This is a genomic window from Marinilactibacillus sp. XAAS-LB27, from assembly GCF_036039175.1.
Lineage (GTDB): Bacteria > Bacillota > Bacilli > Lactobacillales > Carnobacteriaceae_A > Marinilactibacillus.
Genome location: NZ_JAYXKP010000010.1, coordinates 19,559 through 41,805, shown reverse-complemented (window position 1 = coordinate 41,805; position 22,247 = coordinate 19,559). Strand labels below are relative to the sequence as shown.

Annotated in this window: 16 protein-coding genes; all 16 read right to left on the bottom strand. The window is 40.0% G+C overall.

What is annotated here, in order from left to right:
• Window positions 1-49: 49 nt before the first annotated feature.
• Window positions 50-343, bottom strand: coding sequence for a 50S ribosomal protein L23 (gene rplW / locus VXN63_RS11270; protein WP_225744925.1), 294 nt, complete (start codon window positions 341-343; stop codon window positions 50-52).
• Window positions 343-966: a 50S ribosomal protein L4 gene (rplD, locus tag VXN63_RS11265; protein ID WP_327758177.1), complete on the bottom strand. Its 624-nt coding sequence runs from the start codon at window positions 964-966 to the stop codon at window positions 343-345. Before rplD ends, rplW begins: the two co-directional genes overlap by 1 nt.
• 26 nt (window positions 967-992) lie before the next feature.
• Window positions 993-1,631, bottom strand: coding sequence for a 50S ribosomal protein L3 (rplC, locus tag VXN63_RS11260; protein WP_225744927.1), 639 nt, complete (start codon window positions 1,629-1,631; stop codon window positions 993-995).
• A gap of 32 nt (window positions 1,632-1,663) precedes the next feature.
• Window positions 1,664-1,972: a 30S ribosomal protein S10 gene (gene rpsJ, locus VXN63_RS11255; protein WP_072693478.1), complete on the bottom strand. Its 309-nt coding sequence runs from the start codon at window positions 1,970-1,972 to the stop codon at window positions 1,664-1,666.
• Between the two features lie 419 nt (window positions 1,973-2,391).
• The gene (gene tuf / locus VXN63_RS11250) at window positions 2,392-3,576 is read right to left on the bottom strand and encodes an elongation factor Tu (protein WP_327758176.1); all 1,185 of its coding nucleotides are present in this window, start codon (window positions 3,574-3,576) and stop codon (window positions 2,392-2,394) included.
• 133 nt (window positions 3,577-3,709) lie between these two features.
• On the bottom strand, window positions 3,710-5,803 hold the full coding sequence (gene fusA, locus VXN63_RS11245) for an elongation factor G (RefSeq protein WP_327758175.1): 2,094 nt from the start codon (window positions 5,801-5,803) through the stop codon (window positions 3,710-3,712).
• A 137-nt stretch (window positions 5,804-5,940) separates the two neighbouring features.
• The gene (rpsG, locus tag VXN63_RS11240; protein WP_225744930.1) at window positions 5,941-6,411 is read right to left on the bottom strand and encodes a 30S ribosomal protein S7; all 471 of its coding nucleotides are present in this window, start codon (window positions 6,409-6,411) and stop codon (window positions 5,941-5,943) included.
• A gap of 59 nt (window positions 6,412-6,470) precedes the next feature.
• Window positions 6,471-6,881, bottom strand: coding sequence for a 30S ribosomal protein S12 (gene rpsL, locus VXN63_RS11235; RefSeq protein WP_225744931.1), 411 nt, complete (start codon window positions 6,879-6,881; stop codon window positions 6,471-6,473).
• A 384-nt stretch (window positions 6,882-7,265) separates the two neighbouring features.
• The gene (gene rpoC, locus VXN63_RS11230) at window positions 7,266-10,898 is read right to left on the bottom strand and encodes a DNA-directed RNA polymerase subunit beta' (RefSeq protein ID WP_327758174.1); all 3,633 of its coding nucleotides are present in this window, start codon (window positions 10,896-10,898) and stop codon (window positions 7,266-7,268) included.
• A 181-nt stretch (window positions 10,899-11,079) separates the two neighbouring features.
• The gene (gene rpoB / locus VXN63_RS11225; protein WP_327758173.1) at window positions 11,080-14,685 is read right to left on the bottom strand and encodes a DNA-directed RNA polymerase subunit beta; all 3,606 of its coding nucleotides are present in this window, start codon (window positions 14,683-14,685) and stop codon (window positions 11,080-11,082) included.
• A gap of 329 nt (window positions 14,686-15,014) precedes the next feature.
• On the bottom strand, window positions 15,015-15,626 hold the full coding sequence (locus VXN63_RS11220) for a class I SAM-dependent methyltransferase (protein ID WP_327758172.1): 612 nt from the start codon (window positions 15,624-15,626) through the stop codon (window positions 15,015-15,017).
• A 2-nt stretch (window positions 15,627-15,628) separates the two neighbouring features.
• Window positions 15,629-16,993: a class II fumarate hydratase gene (gene fumC, locus VXN63_RS11215; protein WP_327758171.1), complete on the bottom strand. Its 1,365-nt coding sequence runs from the start codon at window positions 16,991-16,993 to the stop codon at window positions 15,629-15,631.
• Between the two features lie 209 nt (window positions 16,994-17,202).
• Window positions 17,203-18,495: a uracil-xanthine permease family protein gene (locus tag VXN63_RS11210; protein ID WP_327758170.1), complete on the bottom strand. Its 1,293-nt coding sequence runs from the start codon at window positions 18,493-18,495 to the stop codon at window positions 17,203-17,205.
• Window positions 18,496-18,810: 315 nt separating this feature from the next.
• Entirely contained in the window at window positions 18,811-19,296 is a 486-nt protein-coding gene (locus VXN63_RS11205) for an LURP-one-related/scramblase family protein (protein ID WP_327758169.1), read from the bottom strand.
• Window positions 19,297-19,389: 93 nt separating this feature from the next.
• Window positions 19,390-20,589: an FtsW/RodA/SpoVE family cell cycle protein gene (locus tag VXN63_RS11200; RefSeq protein WP_327758168.1), complete on the bottom strand. Its 1,200-nt coding sequence runs from the start codon at window positions 20,587-20,589 to the stop codon at window positions 19,390-19,392.
• A gap of 248 nt (window positions 20,590-20,837) precedes the next feature.
• Entirely contained in the window at window positions 20,838-22,022 is a 1,185-nt protein-coding gene (locus VXN63_RS11195) for an FtsW/RodA/SpoVE family cell cycle protein (protein ID WP_327758167.1), read from the bottom strand.
• Window positions 22,023-22,247: the final 225 nt, after the last annotated feature.

Here is a 22,247-nt window from a genome sequence, read left to right as displayed (position 1 = left end):
ATTCCCTCCTTGTAATAATCATATAGCTTACTTTTCTAGAAGTAAGTGCTTATTCGTTTTCTTCTCCGAAGATAGTAATATCATTCGATTCAGTCGTTAAAGTAACGATCGCTTTACGACGTTTTTTAGTATAGCCCATGTAACGACCCATACGTTTTGGTTTTGGAGCAGTGTTGATGATGTTTACTTTTTTAACTTTAACATCGAAAATTTCTTCGATAGCTTGTTTTACTGTAGTTTTCTTAGCGCGAACATCTACTTCGAATGTGTACTTTTTATCGTCCATAGCATTCATAGAAGCTTCAGTGATGATCGGGCGTAAAATTACGTCACGTGCATTCATTATTGAAGTGCCTCCTCTACTTTTTCCAGAGCAGCCTTCGTTAAGATGAGCTTGTCATGAGCAACTACGTCCAGTACAGATACGTTGTTTGGTGCAACAACTTTTACCCCTGGAAGGTTGCGAGCTGACAGCGCTGCAAATTCATTGTCGTTTTCCAACACTACTAAGACCTTTTTGCCAGCATCTAAGTTTGTTAGAACAGCTCTGAACTCTTTAGTTTTTGGTGCGTCAAAGTTCAAACCATCTACTACGACTAACTCTTGATCTGTTACTTTAGTTGAAAGTACTGATCTAATCGCTAAACGACGAACTTTTTTCGGTAATTTATAGCCATATGAACGTGGTGTTGGTCCGAAGACTACTCCACCTCCACGCCATTGTGGTGAACGGATAGACCCTTGACGAGCACGTCCAGTTCCTTTTTGACGCCACGGTTTACGTCCACCGCCTCGTACTGCACTACGGTTTTTAACCGCGTGTGTTCCTTGTCTTAAAGAAGCGCGTTGCATGGTAATTGCATCAAATACGACACTTTCGTTTGGTACGATACCAAAGACTGCATCATTTAATGTTACTTCACCATTTTGCGTTCCATCTTGTTTGTATAACGCTACAGTTGGCATTCTGCTTGTCCTCCCTTCCTAATCTATTACTTGTTTCCTGCTTTAAGTGCAGATTGGATTTGAATAAGTGATTTTTTAGCTCCTGGTACATTACCTTTAATCAATAATACGTTACGCTCAGCGTCAACACGTACAATTTCAAGGTTTTGAACAGTTACTGTGTCCCCACCCATACGTCCTGCTAATTTCTTACCAGGGAATACGCGTGATGGATCAGATGCGCCACCCATTGAACCAGGACGACGGTGATAACGAGATCCGTGAGTTTCAGGCCCACGTGATTGTCCGTGGCGTTTGATAACACCTTGGAATCCTTTACCTTTTGAAGTCCCAGTAACATCCACAATGTCGCCTTCTGCGAATGTTGCTACTGTAATTTCGTTTCCTACTTCGACGTCTCCAAGCTCAGCATCTCGTAATTCTCTAATGAAGCGCTTAGGAGTCGTGTTAGCTTTCTTAACATGACCTTGTGCCGGTTTGTTTGATAGTACTTCGCGTTTGTCGTCGAATCCTAATTGAACTGAGTTATAACCGTCAGTTGCCATAGTTTTAACTTGTAAAACTACGTTAGGAGCTGCTTCGATTACTGTTACAGGAACTAATTCTCCTGTTTCGCTGAAGATTTGTGTCATTCCGACTTTTTTACCTAAGATTCCTTTGGTCATGAGTACACCTCCGTTATATGATTTTTTTAGTATTATAATTTGATTTCGATGTCCACACCTGATGGTAAGTCTAGCTTAGTTAAAGCATCAACTGTCTTCGGTGTTGGGTTCACGATGTCGATTAGACGTTTGTGTGTGCGCATTTCGAATTGCTCACGTGAATCTTTGTATTTATGCGGTGAACGGATAATTGTATACAATTTACGTTCTGTAGGTAATGGAATTGGACCTGAAACAGTTGCCCCAGTTCTTTTTGCCGTTTCTACAATTTTATCAGCAGATTGATCAAGCACGCGGTGTTCATATGCTTTCAAACGAATACGAATCTTTTGTTTTGCCATGTTTTTCCCTCCTTCGCTTATTTAAAAAATAAACCTAGCTCCACGAAAATTTTCCAACTCACCCACCATGGCAATGCACCCGGGTGTGTCGCAACCTCTCGCTTCAAAGCCCTGGATCTGAAGTTATTACCCTTCTTGCAGTAAATCACTCTGATTCACACAAAAATAAGTACCTCGCAGACACCTATACAAGTATACATACAATACAATAGAGAAGCAACCCTTTTTTAAAATATTTTATAAAAAAGGGAAATTTCTTTTTTACGATGCTTTTTCTTTTCTGAAATACAGTTCGAACGTGTTTCTTCTATAGTATGTACTCACGCTCTTTATCAATAAAGAAATAAAAAAGCGTCACTTCGGACGAATCCGAAATGACGCTCCATTTAATTGTTAAGCGAATATCGAAAGAATAAAGATTATTCTACGATCTTAGTTACAACGCCCGCTCCAACAGTACGGCCACCTTCACGAATAGTGAATTTAGTTCCGTCTTCTACAGCGATTGGTGCAATAAGGCTAACTTTCATAGTTGTGTTGTCTCCAGGCATAACCATTTCAGTACCTTCGTTCAATTCAACGATACCAGTTACGTCAGTTGTACGGAAGTAGAACTGAGGACGGTAGTTAGTGAAGAATGGAGTGTGACGTCCACCCTCTTCTTTTGAAAGAACATATACTTCAGCATCAAAAACAGTATGCGGAGTAATTGAACCTGGTTTAGCTAGTACTTGTCCACGTTCGATGTCATCACGTGACATACCACGTAAAAGTGCTCCAATGTTATCTCCCGCTTCAGCGTAATCTAACAATTTACGGAACATTTCAACACCAGTAACAGTTGTTTTAGCAGTATCTTTGATACCGATAACTTCAATCTCGTCACCAACAGAAACTTTACCAGACTCAACACGTCCAGTTGCAACAGTTCCACGTCCAGTAATTGAGAATACATCCTCAACTGGCATCATGAATGGTCTATCAGCGTCACGTTCTGGAGCTGGAATGTAGTTATCTACTTCTTCCATAAGATCAAGAATTTTTTGTTGGTAAGCTTCGTCGCCTTCAAGAGCTTTAAGAGCTGAACCAGCAACTACAGGAATGTCGTCGCCTGGGAAGTCATATTCAGACAATAAGTCACGAACTTCCATTTCAACTAATTCTAGTAATTCTTCATCATCAACCATATCAACTTTGTTTAAGAAAACAACGATGTATGGAACACCTACTTGACGTGAAAGCAAGATGTGCTCACGAGTTTGAGGCATTGGGCCATCAGCAGCAGAAACTACCAAGATAGCTCCGTCCATTTGAGCAGCACCAGTGATCATGTTTTTAACGTAATCCGCGTGACCTGGGCAGTCAACGTGTGCATAGTGACGAGTATCAGTTTCGTACTCAACGTGAGAAGTAGAAATTGTAATTCCACGTTCTTTTTCTTCTGCAGCTCCGTCAATGCTGTCGTATGCTTGTGCTTCTGCATATCCTTTAAGAGATAATACAGTAGTAATTGCAGCAGTTAAAGTTGTTTTACCGTGGTCAACGTGTCCGATTGTACCAATGTTCATGTGTTGTTTTGTACGGTCAAATTTTTGTTTAGCCATTTTAAACATTTCCTCCTTAGATTGTGTTCCTTTAATTGGTAAGAAAACTTAGTTTTCAAACCATTTTATCACATATAATTATACCGATTAATGTTACATTAATCAATCAGTTTGAGCGGTTGCTCAGAATAAATTATTCTGAGTCAGATCCGCCATTTTTCTTGATAATTTCTTCAGCAATACTCTTAGGAACTTGATCATAGTGGTCAAATTGCATAGAGAATGTTCCACGACCTTGAGTAGCAGAACGTAGTGTAGTTGCGTAACCGAACATCTCAGCTAAAGGAATCATTCCTCTAACGATCATTGAGTTACCACGTTGTTCAGATCCTTCAATATTTCCACGACGTGCAGAAATGTGACCCATGATATCACCCATGTAATCTTCAGGAACTGTAACATCTACAGCCATTACTGGTTCAAGAATTACTGCACCGGCTTTTTGAGCTGCATTTTTAAGTGCAAGAGAAGCCGCTACTTTAAATGCCGTCTCATTCGAATCGACATCGTGGTAAGAACCATCATAAAGTTTTGCTTTAACATCCACTAATGGATATCCAGCTAAAACTCCGTTATCTAGAGAAGCTTCTAGTCCAGCTTTAACTGCAGGAATGTATTCACGTGGAACAACCCCACCAACAACTGCATCTTCAAATTCGAAACCTGCTCCTTCTTCGTTTGGAGTAAATTCAATCCATACGTGACCGAATTGACCTTTACCACCAGACTGACGAACAAATTTACCTTCTGATTGTACTTGTTTAGTGAATGTTTCACGGTAAGATACTTGAGGAGCTCCAACGTTAGCTTCAACTTTGAATTCGCGTTTCATACGGTCAACGATGATGTCTAAGTGTAACTCACCCATACCAGAGATTAGTGTTTCTCCAGTTTCTTGATCAGTTTCGGCACGGAAAGTAGGATCTTCTTCCGCTAGTTTTTGCAATGCAATACCCATTTTATCTTGGTCAGCTTTTGATTTAGGTTCAATCGCTACTTGGATAACTGGTTCAGGGAAGTCCATAGATTCAAGGATTACCGGGCTGTCAGTGTCACATAAAGTGTCACCAGTAGTTGTGTCTTTCAACCCAACTGCTGCGGCGATATCTCCAGAGAATACTTCAGGAATCTCTTCACGAGAGTTTGCGTGCATTTGTAAGATACGACCTACACGCTCACGAGTGTCTTTTGTTGCATTCAAGATATATGAGCCAGACTGAAGAGTACCAGAGTATACACGGAAGAATGTCAAACGACCTACATAAGGGTCAGTCATAACTTTAAATGCTAATGCTGAGAAAGGATTGTCATCGCCAGCAGTACGTTCGATAACTTCTTCTGGATCTCTTTGAGCGTGTCCTTGGATTGCAGGAACGTCAAGTGGAGAAGGAAGATAGTCAACTACCGCATCTAATAGCAATTGTACACCTTTGTTTTTAAATGCTGATCCTACTAATACTGGGTAGAATTCAACGCTCAATGTTGCTTTACGGATACCTTCTTTTAGTTGCTCTTCAGAGATTTCTTCTCCTTCAAGGTATTGCATCATTAGATCTTCATCCATTTCAGCAACAGCTTCAACTAATTTAGTACGCCATTCTTCTGCTAATTCCATGTGGTCAGCTGGGATATCTTCTTCAGTAATCTCAGTTCCCAAGTCATTACCATACATGAAAGCTCTCATACGAACCAAGTCAATGATTCCGCTAAAGTCATCTTCAGCACCAATTGGTAACTGGATAGGATGAGCGTTAGCCATAAGGCGATCGTGCATAGAATGGTTAGCATCTAAGAAGTTTGCACCTAGTTTATCCATTTTGTTTACGAATACGATACGAGGAACACCATAAGTTGTAGCTTGACGCCAAACTGTTTCAGTTTGAGGCTCTACACCAGATTGTGCATCTAGTACTGCAACGGCACCATCAAGTACACGTAGTGAACGTTCTACCTCAACGGTAAAATCCACGTGACCAGGTGTATCGATGATGTTTACGCGGTGATTATTCCACTGAGCAGTTGTAGCTGCTGAAGTGATTGTAATTCCACGCTCTTGTTCCTGTTCCATCCAGTCCATTTGTGAAGCACCTTCGTGTGTTTCACCAATTTTGTGGATACGACCAGTATAATAAAGAATACGTTCAGTAGTAGTAGTTTTACCCGCATCGATATGCGCCATAATACCAATATTACGTGTTTTTTCTAGAGGGAACTTTCTTTTAGCCACTTGTCTCTACACCTCTCTTTAATTCATTCAGTTCATGCATATACATGAATCGGTTATACAGCATAAAAGAATGAGTCAGTAAGTATTGTTTCTTGAAAACAAGAAACAACCTCTGCTGAACACATTCCTGATTTATATTACCAACGGTAGTGAGCGAAAGCTTTATTAGCTTCAGCCATACGGTGCATTTCTTCGCGTTTACGAACAGATGCTCCAGTGTTGTTAGCTGCATCCATGATTTCTTTAGCTAGACGATCTTCCATGGTATTTTCTCCACGAAGACGAGCGTAGCTTACTAACCAGCGTAATGCTAGTGTCGTACGACGATCAGGACGTACTTCTACTGGTACTTGGTAGTTAGAACCCCCAACACGGCGAGCTTTAACTTCAAGAACTGGCATAATGTTCTTCAATGCTTCTTCAAACACTTCGATTGGATCATTTCCAGTTTGTTCTTTGATAGCAGCAAATGCATCATATAAGATTGTAGAAGCTTTTCCACGTTTTCCGTCAACCATTAAACGGTTGATTAAACGAGAAACTAATTTAGAATTATAAATTGGATCTGGTAACACGTCACGTTTTGTAACAGGACCTTTACGAGGCATGTAAATTCCTCCTTTCATAGAGTATGATTTAAAAGTTTATTTTTTTTGGTTAACCCGTTTTAGCTAGGTTTTTTAGTACCGTATTTAGAACGGCCTTGTTTACGATCAGTAACTCCAGCAGTATCAAGCGCACCACGAACGATGTGGTAACGAACTCCCGGTAAATCTTTCACACGTCCTCCACGAAGTAAGACAACACTGTGTTCTTGCAAGTTGTGTCCTTCTCCTGGAATGTATGCAGTTACTTCAATCATGTTAGATAAACGAACACGAGCATATTTACGAAGCGCAGAGTTTGGTTTCTTAGGAGTCATTGTTCCTACACGAGTACAAACACCACGTTTTTGTGGAGAATATACAGTCGTTTGTTTACGTTTCTGAGTGTTATATCCTCTGTTCAATGCTGGTGATTCAGATTTAACGATTTTTGATTTACGAGGTTTACGAATCAATTGATTAATAGTAGGCATTTTCTGTTTCCTCCTTCCGGATTTTCTTATAAATAATGGTTTTTCTAGACCCACACATCCAGGCGGTTCTTCTTTAAGCAAAAGAAAGTATCGCTTTGTTAGCGATGATATTTCATTCACTTTATATCAGCTTAAGACTTAACGTCTAGAATCTAATATTGAAAAACTATACCTAATTGCGTAGCACATTAACGGCTCTTGTATTCCAGTCTGAACGACTGTTGACTCTATCGAGCTTAAACGATCTAGAGCAGGAATCTGTACACAAAAGCACCTCTAGAATATTACCACGTCTATAATGGGCTGTCAACATCCTGGTTGATCTTTTTTATATAAAGACGAGTTTCGAGCGGGATATTGTTTCCCGCTCGCCTCATCATTGTTTTATTCTTCTATAGTTGATGAACTAATTTCATCATTGATGCTATAAACATTTTCGCTTACAACGCCGACACTTTTTGGTTTTATCTGGTTATAGACTTTCATGCCTGTTCCGGCTGGAATTCTCTTACCGATAATAACATTCTCTTTCAATCCGATCAGTTTATCATTTTTACCACGGATGGCAGCATCTGTTAATACTCGAGTCGTTTCCTGGAATGAAGCAGCGGACAAGAAACTATTCGTTTCAAGTGATGCTTTTGTAATACCCAGTAAAACAGGACGAGCAGTCGCTGGTAGTCCACCTGATAATAATGTTGCTTTATTCTGATCTTTGAAATCGTGAATATCCATCAAGTTACCTGGAAGAATTGTTGTGTCACCTGGATCCAGTACGCGTACTTTACGTAGCATCTGACGAACCATAACTTCAACGTGCTTATCTCCGATTTCTACCCCTTGGCTACGGTAGGCTCTTTGAACTTCTTGTAACAGATAGTTTTGTAATTTGAGTACATTACTAACAGCTAACAATTCTTTAGGATCTACTGAACCATCGTTAAAGGCATCTCCACGTTCGATAAAGCTTCCTTCTTTAATACGAAGACGCGCATTGATTGGTAGTGTATAGGTACGTGTATCTGTTGCACCTTTAACTACGATCTCTTTCGTACGTTCAGATGGATTTTCATCGATCGATGCAATTTCTCCAGTAACTTCAGTGATCATCGCTTGCCCTTTAGGGTGACGTGCCTCAAAGATCTCTTGTACACGAGGTAAACCTTGTGTAATATCGTCTCCGGCAACCCCACCAGTATGGAATGTACGCATTGTCAACTGAGTACCTGGTTGTCCAATAGATTGAGCAGCAATTGTTCCAACAGCTTCTCCAACTTCTACTTGACGGCCAGTTGCTAAGTTACGACCATAACATTTCTTACATACACCGTGATTTGTATTACAGTTGAATACGGAACGAATCGTAACTTCTTCGATTCCTGCTTCAATGATTTCTTTTGTAAGATCTTCTGTAATCAGTTCATTTTCCGAAACCATTACTGCACCAGTTTGAGGGTGCTTAACTGTTTTACGAGCGTAACGTCCGATAATACGGTCTTCAAGTGGCTCGATTTCTTCGTTACCATCTTTGATTGCTGTAACAAGTAGTCCACGTTTTGTTCCACAATCGTCTTCACGGATGATGACATCTTGTGCAACATCTACTAGACGACGAGTCAAGTAACCAGAATCGGCTGTTTTAAGGGCCGTATCTGTCATACCTTTACGAGCACCGTGGGTAGAGATGAACATCTCAAGAACTGAAAGTCCTTCACGGAAGTTAGAAGTAATCGGTAATTCCATGATACGTCCACTTGGAGCTGCCATCAACCCACGCATACCAGCTAATTGGGTAAAGTTGGAGATATTACCACGGGCTCCTGAATCACTCATCATGAAGATGTTGTTATGTGGATCCAGTGAGTTCATTAAATGATTTTGGATAAGATCTTTTGTCTTAGTCCAGACATTGATAACTGAAGTATAACGCTCTTCTTCTGTAATTAGACCACGTCTATGAGAAGCATCAATGCGATCTACTTGCTCATGTGCTTTTTCAAGAATTTCTTCCTTTTCTTTCAGGTTAGAAATATCCGCAATACCTACAGTGATCCCTGATTTAGTTGAATATTTATATCCAAGGTTTTTCATAAGATCGAGCATTTTAGAAGTTTCTGTAACGTGGAATCGTTTGAAGACTTCCGCGATAACATTTCCTAAGTTGTTTTTCTTGAATGGTTTTACGACTTCTTGATTTTTGATGTGCTCAGGAATATTGGTACCATAAGCAACAAAATAGTGATCTGGTGTTTGTTTCTCAAGGTTAGCTTGAGTGGGTTCATTCAAGTACGGGAACTCTGCAGGCATAATCTCGTTAAAGATCAATTTTCCAACAGTCGTAATCAAGTACTTGTCTTTTTGCCATTCTGTGAATGGTTTGTTTTGGATAGCTGATGTATGAATCCCTACACGTGAATGTAAGTGTACATAACCACTTTGGTAAGCTTGAATCGCTTCAGACGTGCTTGAGAAGATCATGCCTTCGCCTTCGCGTTCTGGATCTTCCATAGTCAGGTAGTAGTTACCTAAAACCATATCCTGAGATGGTGTAACAACTGGCTTACCATCTTTAGGGTTCAAGATGTTTTGAGCACCAAGCATTAAAATACGTGCTTCTGCTTGAGCTTCGTCACTTAGAGGTACGTGAACCGCCATTTGGTCCCCATCGAAATCGGCATTATATGCCTCACATACTAATGGGTGTAGACGAATCGCTTTTCCTTCTACTAAGATCGGTTCAAACGCTTGAATACCTAAACGGTGTAATGTAGGTGCTCTGTTAAGGAGAACTGGATGCTCACGAATAACATCTTCAAGAACTTCCCAGATTTCTTCATCCAAGCGCTCTACTTTACGTTTAGCATTTTTGATATTGTTTGCAATGTCTCTTGCAACAAGTTCTCTCATTACGAAAGGTTTGAAGAGTTCGATGGCCATTTCTTTTGGAAGACCACATTGATACATTTTAAGGCTTGGTCCTACTACGATAACGGAACGTCCAGAATAATCTACACGTTTACCTAGTAAGTTTTGACGGAAACGCCCTTGTTTCCCTTTAAGCATATGCGAAAGAGATTTAAGTGGACGGTTACCTGGTCCAGTTACAGCACGTCCACGACGACCGTTATCTACTAAAGCATCTACTGCTTCTTGTAGCATACGCTTCTCGTTTTGAACGATGATGTGTGGTGCATTCAAGTCTAATAATCTTTTCAGACGGTTGTTACGGTTGATAACACGTCTGTAAAGGTCATTTAAATCACTTGTTGCAAAACGTCCACCTTCAAGTTGAACCATTGGTCTAAGTTCAGGAGGAATAACAGGAACAACATCCATAACCATCCAAGATGGGTGGTTACCAGAGTTACGGAAAGCTTCTAAGATATCTAGACGACGAACCGCTCTCGTACGTTTTTGTCCAGTTGCAGACTGTAAAAGTTCTTTAAGTTCTGCGACTTCTTCCACAAGGTCAACATCATTTAATAATGTTTTAATTGCTTCAGCTCCGATTTCAGCTTGGAAATTTTTTCCGTACTGTGCACGACGCTCACGGTATTCGCGTTCAGTCATCAGTTGTTTTTTCTCAAGTGGTGTATCACCAGCATCTGTTACAACATAAGATGCAAAATAAATAATTTCTTCCAATGCACGAGGACTCATATCAAGTACAAGACCCATACGACTTGGAATACCTTTAAAGTACCAGATGTGTGTTACTGGTGCAGCAAGTTCTAAATGTCCCATACGTTCACGACGTACTTTAGATTTAGTTACTTCTACGCCACAACGGTCACAAACGATGCCTTTATAGTGCACTCGTTTGTATTTTCCACAAGAACATTCGTAATCTTTGGTTGGTCCAAAGATTCTTTCACAAAACAGTCCATCTTTTTCAGGTTTAAGTGTTCGGTAGTTGATTGTTTCTGGTTTCTTAACTTCTCCAAAAGACCAGCTACGGATCTTGTCTGGTGAAGCTAATCCAATTTGAATACTTTCAAAATTATTAACATCGATCAAAGGGGCGACCTCCCTTTATTAGATTGTGAGCTGCCCTAAAGCTCCAGAACAAGACGGCGCTGGGCAGTCGAGAGAACGGGCAAGGCCAGCTCAAAATGATTCGTATCATTTCGAGGTGGCCTCCACGTATCTAAACTACTCAGCTTGCCTTACCCTTCTATGGTGATTCTTTTAAAACGACTTACTCCGTTTCTTGCTCTTGCGTTTCAATTAATGCTTCTTCGTCAGCACGTTGTTGCGCTTCTTCAGCACGTTTAATGTCTTGTTCTTTTTTCATTTCTTCTAAAGAATCTACGTTGCCGTAATCGTCTTCTTCTTCTGTATCTTGAAGATCGATTGCTAAGTTTTCTTTATCTAATACTTTAAGATCCAGTCCTAGTGACTGTAACTCTTTTACAAGTACTCGGAATGATTCTGGTACACCTGGACGTGGAATCGGCTCACCTTTGACGATGGCCTCGTAAGTTTTCACACGACCGACTACATCATCTGATTTGTATGTCAGAATCTCTTGTAGCGTATAAGCTGCACCATATGCTTCCAGTGCCCAAACTTCCATCTCTCCGAAACGTTGTCCACCGAACTGAGCTTTACCACCCAGTGGTTGTTGTGTAACAAGAGAGTAAGGACCAGTTGAACGAGCATGAAGTTTATCATCGACCATGTGAGCTAGTTTGATATAGTACATAACGCCAACAGACACTCTATTGTCGAACTCTTCACCAGTACGTCCATCATACAAGACAGTTTTTGCATCGTCGTCCATTCCAGCTTCTTTGATTGTTTCCCAGATGTCTTCCTCATGCGCTCCATCGAATACTGGAGATGCAATGTGGATACCAAGTTTACGTGCTGCCATACCCATATGAAGTTCGATAACTTGACCGATGTTCATACGCGATGGTACACCAAGTGGATTCAGCATGATATCTACTGGCGTTCCATCTGGCATGAATGGCATATCTTCTTCAGGAAGGATTAAAGAGATAACCCCTTTGTTTCCGTGACGACCCGCCATCTTATCTCCAACGTTGATTTTACGTTTTTGAACGATGAATACACGAACCAAGAAGTTAACACCTGGTGATAATTCGTCTCCAGCTTCACGTGTGAAGATCTTAACGTCGTGTACAATTCCGCCGCCACCATGTGGTACGCGTAGAGATGTATCACGAACTTCACGGGCTTTTTCTCCAAAGATTGCGTGTAGTAGTTTTTCTTCTGCAGATAATTCAGATACACCTTTAGGCGTTACTTTACCAACTAGGATATCTCCGTCTTTTACTTCTGCACCGATACGAATAATTCCTCGGTCATCAAGATGTTTTAATGCATCTTCTCCAACGTTTGGTAATTCACGCGTGATTTCTTCAGGTCCAAGTTTTGTATCACGGGCTTCTGATTCAAATTCTTCAATATGAATAGACGTATATACATCATCTTTAACCAGACGTTCACTCATGATGATCGCATCTTCAAAGTTATAACCGTCGAATGTTGTAAAGGCAATTAGTGGATTACGGCCAAGAGCCATTTCTCCATTTTCCATAGACGGACCATCTGCTAAGATGTCTCCCTTGTCTATTTTTTCGTCTTTACTAACTAAAGCGCGTTGGTTGTATGATGTTCCAGCATTTGAACGTTTGAATTTCGCAATATTATATTTATCTAATGTTCCGTCTTCTCTACGAACACGAACTTGTTTTGCATCCACATATTCAACAACTCCGTCATGTTTCGCAATGATTGCAGCTCCAGAGTCACGTGCAGCAAGGTGTTCGATACCTGTACCAACAAGCGGTGCTTCTGGTTGCATCAATGGCACTGCTTGACGTTGCATGTTCGCACCCATTAAGGCACGGTTAGAGTCATCGTTTTCCAAGAAAGGAATACTTGCAGTCGCTACAGAGACAACTTGTTTCGGAGATACATCCATGTAATCGACTTTCGTTACATCGATCTCTTCGTTTTTGTTTTTCGTACGTGCAAGAACGATATCGTTTGTGAATGTACCATCCGCATTAAGTGGTGCATTAGCCTGAGCTACTACATATAAATCTTCCACATCTGCTGTTAGATAGTGGATTTCTTCTGTTACACGTAAGTTTTCACGATCTACTTTACGATAAGGTGTTTCAATAAATCCATATTCATTAATTTTAGCGTATGTCGATAAACTGTTGATCAGACCAATATTCGGTCCCTCAGGCGTTTCAATCGGGCACATACGACCATAGTGAGAATAGTGAACATCTCGAACTTCATATCCAGCACGGTCACGTGTTAAACCACCGGGTCCAAGTGCAGATAGACGTCTCTTATGTGTTAACTCTCCAAGTGGGTTCGTTTGATCCATGAATTGAGATAGTTGAGAAGATCCAAAGAATTCTTTGATCGACGCAACGACTGGACGAATATTGACCAATTGTTGAGGCGTTGTTGTAGAGGTGTCTTGAATAGACATACGCTCACGTACAACACGTTCCATACGAGATAGTCCGATACGGAATTGATTTTGTAGCAATTCACCAACAGAACGAATACGACGGTTACCTAAGTGGTCAATGTCGTCTGTTTCGCCAATACCTTCTTGAAGGTTGAAGAAATAACTCATTGAAGCAATCATGTCCGCAGGAATTACGTATTTGATTTCACGGTCAGGTGTTGCATTTCCAATCACGTTAATGACACGATCTGAATCGATTGGTGAGTATACTTTAACGACTTGAAGATTAATCGGCTCAGGTACAACACCTTCATCCGAAGGATGAATTGTAATGCCGCCAAGTCCGTTATCGATATGCTCTCCAAGGTTATCCATTACATCACGTGTAACGATTGTGCCTTCTTTAGCTAGAATTTCTCCTGTTTCAGGATCTACTAACGTTTCTGCTAAAGTCAGTCCCATCAAACGAATTTTAAGGTCTAATTTTTTATTAATCTTGTAACGTCCTACTCGAGCTAGATCGTAACGCTTAGGATCAAAGAAACGAGTTGTCAGTAAACTTCTTGATGAGTCTGCTGTTTTCGGCTCACCTGGACGTAGACGTTCGTAAACATCTTTCAATGCTTCTTCTACTCGAGAATCTGCACTGTTTTTATGAACATCTTTTTCTAATGTAGCTTTTAGGCTTTCGTTAGCTCCAAAAAGATCCATGATTTCATCATCTGATCCGAATCCTAATGCACGTACCAAGACACTTAATGGAATCTTACGTGTACGGTCAATACGAACGTTAGACAAACCTTTAGAATCTGTTTCATATTCTAGCCAAGCTCCACGGTTAGGGATAACTGTTGCTCCAAAACCTTCCATACCATTTTTTTCAACTTTAGGGCTGAAATAAACACCTGGTGAACGAACTAATTGAGAAACGATAACACGTTCTGCACCATTGATGATGAAGGTACCTTGTTCAGTCATTAGAGGGAAGTCGCCAAAGAATACTTCTTGTTCTTTAACTTCTCCTGTTTCTTTGTTGATCAAGCGTAATTTAACATATAGTGGAGCAGAGTAGTTTGAATCATGTTGTCTCGCTTCATCTACTGTATATTTTGGTTGTTGTAGTTTGTAATCTGTAAACTCCAGTGAAAGATTTCCAGAAAAATCCTCAATTGGTGAGATATCCTTGAACATCTCTCTCAATCCATCTTCTAAAAACCATTCGTATGAATCTGTCTGTATTTCGATCAAATTCGGGAGTTCCAGCACTTCGTTGATTCGTGAAAAACTTTTTCTTATACGGTGTTTACCGTAATTCACATTATGGCCTGCCAACCTCTTCACCCCTCGTTAATATTCAATGTATAGACTAACCATTTCACTCGATCTAAATATTACATTTAAGTTACAAAGATGACGATTCGTTTAAATCATCCCTTGTTTTCCTGTTTTAGACCAAAAAAAATACAAAAGATATGTGAAGAATCGATAGATTTCATTCTCACGTTCTTTTGTTTAGCATTCAAAACCCTATACGGACAATATTTCGCATAGCGCTCCACTGTATACATTGTTTAGCGTCTACTTAGTTTACACGACAAATAGAAGGGTGTCAAGCATATTTTCATACTTTAGACAACCTTCTTCTAATGGCTTCTTTTTCCGTCAATTTCCTATGAAGATACTTTTTTAGATCTCAAAATCCAGTACCCTCTGTCCAGCGCAATTCTCTCTACATTTCCGAATACTTCTGACATTTTCTTTTGTGCACTCGGTGCCCCTTGTTTTTTCTGAATAACAATCACCAAGTAACCTCCCACTGTCAGATGATCGATCGCTTCTTCCAGAACTTTGTGAACTGTTTCTTTCCCTGCTCTTATCGGTGGATTTGAAAAGATTCCTGCAAACTTTTGATGCGTTACGGTTTCATAAAGAGAAGATGCATGAATCGAAATATTGTTCACACCATTCGTTGCAGCATTTTTCTCAGCAAGCGCTAGTGCACGTTCGTTGATGTCTACCATTTCAACTACTCTATTTTTATCAAGCTTTGCTAGTGTTAATCCAATCGGTCCGTATCCGCATCCAACGTCTAGTAAGGAACCTTCTGGAAATTCTGTTAAGTCGACCGCATCAAGCAATACTTTGGAGCCATAATCGACTTTTTCTTTCGAGAATACTCCAGCATCTGTATTAAAGGTGAATTCGAACCCTCTTAATTGTGTTGTCCACGACTGTTGATTACTTTTCGATTGTGGATCATTTGTGTAATAGTGATCGCCCATGCTTAAACCATCTTTCTAGGATCTGTATAGTCATCAAAGTCTTGCTCACTCATCAGCTCAGCTGACATAACGACTTCTTTTAATGTTTTGTTTTCTTCAAATGCCTGTTTCGCTAAAGCACTCGCTGTGTCATATCCAAGCACTGGCGCTAACGCTGTAACTAGCATTAGTGATTGATCGACATAAGTACGCATTTTTTCTTCATTCGCTGTTAGACCAGTTAAACACCTTTTATTGAAACTCTGCAACCCGTCTGCTAGAAGGGTAATGGACTGAATTGTGTTATAGATAATGACTGGCATATAGACGTTCAATTCAAAGTTCCCTTGCGAGGCAGCTATACCAACGGTTGTATCATTGCCCATGACTTGGACACAGACCATCGTCAGTGCTTCTACTTGAGTCGGATTAACTTTCCCTGGCATGATTGAGCTACCTGGCTCGTTCGCTGGTATGGTAATCTCAGAAAACCCTGAGCGCGGCCCACTAGCTAGCCATCTAATATCGTTTGCCATTTTCATAACGTTTGCTGCAAGTGATTTTAGAGCACCGTGAAAGAAGACAAAGTTATCTTTACTGGACAATCCATGAAATTTGTTTTCCATTTGAACAAAAGGTTCATTTGTCCAACGTGTAATTTTTTGAATGGCTTTTCCAGAAAAAGTCGGCTCAGCATTTAGACCCGTTCCAACAGCTGTTCCTCCCAGTGGTAAATCGTACATCATTTTCATAGATTCTTCGATCATTTTTTCGTTTCGTTCAATCATACCGATCCATCCACTAATTTCTTGTCCAAACGTTAGCGGTGTTGCATCTTGAAGATGTGTTCGTCCGATTTTGATTGTATCCTTATACGTCTCGGCAAGTCTATTTAATGTTTGTTTAACCTCTGCCAGTACAGGTACTAAGCGCTCTTTAACTTTCAAGACAACAGCTATTTGCATCGCTGTCGGGAAGGTATCATTTGAACTTTGACTTTTATTGACGTCATCATTAGGGTGTATTGGGTCGGATGCTCTTTTCTCGTTTGCAATATGGGAGATGACCTCGTTTAGGTTCATATTCGTTTGTGTCCCGCTGCCCGTCTGCCAAACAGATAAAGGGAATTCATCATTTAGCATCCCCCACACCAGCTCATCGCATACTTCAGAAATCGCTTCTGCTTTACTTGTATCCAGAAGGCTGATCTCTGCATTCGTCAAAGCCGCAGCTTTCTTGACCAGCCCCAAAGCCTGAATCACTTCGATCGGCATCTTCTCACTTCCGATGGGGAAATTTTCTAGACTTCGCTGCGTTTGAGCTCCCCACTTTTTCTCAGCAGCTATTTTCACTGTCCCAATTGCGTCTCTTTCAATTCTTTGGTTCATTTATTTACACACTTTCTAGTATATTGGTTGGATTAAGGTCATCGTTTACTGATCCATTTCTTTATAGCTGTCAGTTTCGTCTTCAATTCACTTTATATTTTACCGTAATAATCATAATAATCAAAAAATATTCTTAAATTTTATAAGAAACAATAAAAAGAGGCGCTCTCGCACCTCTTTTATTTCAAGTCATTTATTCTAGGAGTTCCTTACACTTCTGCCTTGAAAGGTTCTTCGCGCGGCAAAATCAAGTTTAATACAATACCTGTTAGAGCACTTAAAGCCGTCCCCGACAAAGTAACGAATCCAGCAATATCTAGGACCGCTCCACCTAGACCGATCACGAGCATTGAACTTGCAATGATTAAATTACGAGATTGATTGAAGTCCACTTTATCTTCAATCATGACTTTTAAACCGTTACTGGCAATGACCCCGTAAAGTAGAATGGACATACCACCTAATACAGCATTTGGAATTGTTGAGATCAATGCTGTGAACTTCCCAAAAAAGCTCAATCCAATTGCGATAAAGGCCGCGTTTCGAATGACTGAGACAGAAGCAATTCTTGTCATACCAATAACACCGGTATTCTCACCGTAAGTTGTATTGGCCGGTCCTCCAAAAAATGCAGACACGGCTGTTGCTGCGCCATCTCCAATCAATGTTCTAGAAAGACCAGGATTTTTCAGGAATGGACGTCCGACGATTTTACCAAGCACTGTATGATCCCCGATGTGTTCTGCTACTGTAACCAGCACAATCGGTAAAATGGCCCATGTTTCCGGACCAAAGTAAAAGGTATAAGAATTAAACAGATTGTTTTCAAATGGAACATAAATTTCTGGTACTGCCAACCAGTTTGCTTCAATAATTGGTGTGAAATCGACAAGACCGAGCAGGATAGCGACGATATATCCAAAGATAATCCCAGTTAAAAAAGGAATGATTTTGAAGAAGCCTGTAGCTTTCGTGTTGATGAAAGCTGTAATTAAGAATGTAGAAACGGCTACGAGAATCGTTTTCCAATCTGAATCGGCTACAAGTCCAGCGTTTGAAACAGCATTAGAAGCCAATCCCAGACCGATCACCATAATCATGGGCCCGATAACGATTGGTGGGAGGAGCCTATCAATCCAGTTTGTTCCAACCACTTTAACTACACCTGCTATCACAATGTAGACAAGACCAACCATAACGATACCCGTCTGAGCCGCACTAATGTCTCCTCCCATTTGCTCAATAGCTACTTGCATCGCTGCAATATATGCAAAGGAAGAACCTAAGTAAACAGGCACTTTCGCCTTTGTAGCAATTTGATAAATCAAAGTTCCGACTCCACTCGCTAATAATGCGACTGATACCGGAAGCCCTAGTAAGATAGGGACTAAAATCGTTGCCCCAAACATTGCAAAAACATGCTGAAGACTTAGTAATAACCCCGTTGTTAGCGCTGGTTTGTCCTCCACGTCAAGGATAAGTGTTTGTTTTTCTACTGCCATATGTTATCGTTCCTTCCTGAGTTTGAATAGGTTATTTCCAGAATTTTTTGCAAAAAAATACCCTTTGCATTTACGCAAAAGGACCTCGTTTATCAGATGGAAATCACCTGCTTCTACTCGCACCCTGTAATACGCTTCATTTCTAAACTCAGAAATTCACAGTGGGCGCCCGGAAGGCATGTAATTATGTAGAGCTATTCCATCCTTTTTTACCTCACTGGATAAATTTTAAAGGAGTTTTGCTTTTATTATTGTAGCAATTAATCACAAACCTTGCAAGAAAAATTTTGAACAGTAGCTATCGGAGGTCTCTTACTAAGAAGAACCATTGTTTCTTTGTGCTGAGAAAACACAATCAATGACAATAACAATACCGAGCAGTAATTCTGTCTGACTCTCATCTAGAATATCAATGGCATAAGTATCTCCCCAAGATAACCACTCTTTGTTAATGTCTGCAATGACGTTTCCTCTTTGCTTGATCACATAGTCATGCGCCATGATGGATCCTTCGACATCCCAGTCTGGTCCCAAAATGGAATAATCATTTTTAAAAAATCTGAATGCTTTTTTGACCGTAGCGACTTTTTCTCCATTTTTAATTAAATCATATTCAGGAAGAAACTTTAAAAGCTTTTGCTCGATATAAAGAACTTCTTCGTTATCCATATTATACACGTGTAACTTATTCCCTAAACTCAGCATCTTGCCCTCGACTTGGTACAGCGATTGCCCGGTTTCATCCTTTACGGAAAACTGATTATTGAACGAGAAAACCTTTTGTTTTATGAAATACTTCATGCGACTTCCCCCCTGATTTGTTTTTATCCTACCTCTATTATAAGCATAAGCTCGAAAAATAAAAAGGTCGATCTCTTTAAGAGACCAACCTTCCTATTTGTTCACCAGAGCTTTGCTTCTTTCAATGCGGTCTCTAGCTGATATATTGGCGACCAGTCCAATGGATCCAGAAAGAATCAACATACTTGATCCCCCATAACTTAACAGCGGGAACGTCATACCAGAAATTGGCATCAACCCGATTACTCCGCCGATATTAATGAGTGCTTGAATAAAGAACATTGTAGCAATCCCGATGCACATGAGAGATTCAAAACTTCGTTTAGAACGAATTCCTATCAGATAAATACGAGAAATCATGAAGGTAAACAAACCAAGCACAAACAAAATCCCGACCAACCCCAACTCTTCTCCCGTAATGGACAAGATGAAATCTGTATAGGGCTCTGGTAGATAGCCTGTTTTTTGAACACTATTTCCAATCCCCACACCGAAAAGTCCACCTCGACTTAGTGCGTAATAGGACTGAACCAGCTGAAGACCAGCACCATCCGCTAACGCGAAAGGATCCCAAAAAGCTAGAAAACGCTGATACTGATAGCCTCTTAAAAAAGGTAGATGTGTTCCAAAGTGCCTTACCAGTTCTAAAACTCCAGCCACTAGGACTGTCCCCATAGCACTAAGCATCAATCCTACTTTAGCAGATACACCACTGGCAAAGATCATAATTGCACTGATCGCAACGATTACGACAGCCGCCCCAGTATCTGGTTGAATCAAAATCAAAGCCACAACGAGACCAATCAGCAAGCTAGGTGCCATAATAGAATTCAAGAAATCATCAGCGATGACCTTTTGTTTTTTGGATAGAATGTAAGCTAAGTACCAAATACAGGTTGCTTTAGCAATTTCCGCTGGTTGTACGTTAAAAAACGGTAATTCAATCCAGCTTTTCGCGCCATTAATCTCTCTTCCGAAGATCAATAGGATAAGCAAGAGTACAATCGTCAACAAAATACCAAGTATGACGACTTTCTTTTTCTTAAGGAGTCGAAATGGAAAAAAAGCACCGATAAACGCAAACAGCAGCCCCCCGATGACGTAGGCAGTCTGTCTAACAAGATAGAATTGCGGATTGTTGTAATCTTTTAATCCCATATAACTACTAGCACTGTAGACCATTACGATACTAAACAGCGATAAGACAAGAAAAGGAATCACTAGATATTTATCCATATGCTTGATTCTCTCTTTGAACATCGATCCTTCACTCCCTTCTCTATACTTTTTCATTGATGACCATTTATTTGAGTGTCTACTATTTGAAAATATTTGTATTAAATCTTTCTCTACTCTTTAGGAAATGATGTGAAATTTTTACATTACCATCTAAGACTACTGATGATACCACATTGACTTGACTTTCAATTAGAAAAATCCGCTTTTGGTACTCCGGTTATCAGCTTTTTTCATACACTAAACCTTATTGGTCGTTTATTTAAATTCATTTTCAAGAAATCGTTCCAGAATATCCAACTCTATTACGAACCTGTGTGAAACTCTTCAGACTCGCCAGAGAAAAAGTAGGACTTATGGTGAAAACGCATAGACATGATTAAGCCTATCGCCATCATATTCCCAAGCAAAGCCGATCCTCCTTGAGAGATAAACGGTAAAGGTATTCCTGTCATTGGTAATAAACCAATACTCATTCCGATATTTTCCAGTACGTGGAAAGCAATCATCATAATAACACCTGTTGCAATATAAGCATAGAATTCATTTCTTGTATCGTAAACGATTTTTACCATGTGATAGATGAGGATAAAGTAAAGCAATATCAAGAAGGCTCCACCTACGAATCCGAAATTCTCTCCAACAGTTGAAAAAATCATATCGGACTCTCTAACAGGAATGTAGACTTCTGTTACGCCTAAACCTTTACCCATAATTCCACCAGATCCAATAGCCTTAAATACTTGAGTGATCTGGTACGCATCATCCGATGAACTTTGAAGAGGATTCAGCCAAGTATCGATTCGTGCAAATTGATAATTACTAAAACCTAAATTAATCAGAAACTCTCTGTTATAAACTACCAATAAAATTAAACCGATCCCAAGAGACATGACTACCAAAAAAGTCGGTAGGATAATTTGCCATTTCACACCTGAAAGTAAGACAATTCCCACTAGTATTGCCATATAAACTAAAGCTGTTCCCAAGTCATTGATTACAAGCACAAGATACGGAGCCGAATATAAAGCGATTTTCCCCAGTAATTTAAAGTCACTACTGTATTCATGACTCGTATAATAACTATTATGTTTCGTGACTGTTTTGGCTAATATAAGGATAAAAGGAATCTTAGAGATTTCTGCGGGTTGTATTGTACCTATTCCAGGTATCCTAATCCATGATTTACCACCGGTCCTAGCAGCCAATTCTCTGTCATAAAATAAAAGTGTAGCAACCAACAATAGTATTCCGATAATGTAAAGAACCATCGTCATTTTCCATAATTGCTCAGAGTCAAACTGCATAATGATAGCTACCGCAATTGTTCCTAAGGCGTACCAAATGGTATGCATGATGGTTTGTCGCATGCCCTCACCAGCCATTAAATTCGTTGTTGAATAAATCATGGCAATACTGAACAACGCTAGTAGCATGACGCTCAATATGACCCCGTAATCTATACGGTTTGTGTGTTTATCTTCACTCATCTATTTTTATGCTCCTTTTCAATCCAAATTCTGGTATGCATCTAACATTTTAAATTTTTTTGTAACACTCTTCAAGGAAACATTTTAACAGATTCGTTTCAGCATTCATAGCTATGGCAGGCATTTAGCATAAAATAGCCACAGAAACGCAAAGATTTCTTAAGGTTTCCTATTTCCTCATAAAAAAAGAGCACCTGACCACTCTGACCATAACAGGCTCAGGGT

What these genes read in the sequence shown, in the direction of transcription:
- rplW (WP_225744925.1), bottom strand. Translation starts at nt 343, where the DNA reads ATGAATGCACGTGACGTAATTTTACGCCCGATCATCACTGAAGCTTCT.
- rplD (WP_327758177.1), bottom strand. Translation starts at nt 966, where the DNA reads ATGCCAACTGTAGCGTTATACAAACAAGATGGAACGCAAAATGGTGAA.
- rplC (WP_225744927.1), bottom strand. Translation starts at nt 1,631, where the DNA reads ATGACCAAAGGAATCTTAGGTAAAAAAGTCGGAATGACACAAATCTTC.
- rpsJ (WP_072693478.1), bottom strand. Translation starts at nt 1,972, where the DNA reads ATGGCAAAACAAAAGATTCGTATTCGTTTGAAAGCATATGAACACCGC.
- tuf (WP_327758176.1), bottom strand. Translation starts at nt 3,576, where the DNA reads ATGGCTAAACAAAAATTTGACCGTACAAAACAACACATGAACATTGGT.
- rpsG (WP_225744930.1), bottom strand. Translation starts at nt 6,411, where the DNA reads ATGCCTCGTAAAGGTCCTGTTACAAAACGTGACGTGTTACCAGATCCA.
- rpsL (WP_225744931.1), bottom strand. Translation starts at nt 6,881, where the DNA reads ATGCCTACTATTAATCAATTGATTCGTAAACCTCGTAAATCAAAAATC.
- VXN63_RS11220 (WP_327758172.1), bottom strand. Translation starts at nt 15,626, where the DNA reads ATGGGCGATCACTATTACACAAATGATCCACAATCGAAAAGTAATCAA.
- fumC (WP_327758171.1), bottom strand. Translation starts at nt 16,993, where the DNA reads ATGAACCAAAGAATTGAAAGAGACGCAATTGGGACAGTGAAAATAGCT.
- VXN63_RS11210 (WP_327758170.1), bottom strand. Translation starts at nt 18,495, where the DNA reads ATGGCAGTAGAAAAACAAACACTTATCCTTGACGTGGAGGACAAACCA.
- VXN63_RS11205 (WP_327758169.1), bottom strand. Translation starts at nt 19,296, where the DNA reads ATGAAGTATTTCATAAAACAAAAGGTTTTCTCGTTCAATAATCAGTTT.
- VXN63_RS11200 (WP_327758168.1), bottom strand. Translation starts at nt 20,589, where the DNA reads ATGAAAAAGTATAGAGAAGGGAGTGAAGGATCGATGTTCAAAGAGAGA.
- VXN63_RS11195 (WP_327758167.1), bottom strand. Translation starts at nt 22,022, where the DNA reads ATGAGTGAAGATAAACACACAAACCGTATAGATTACGGGGTCATATTG.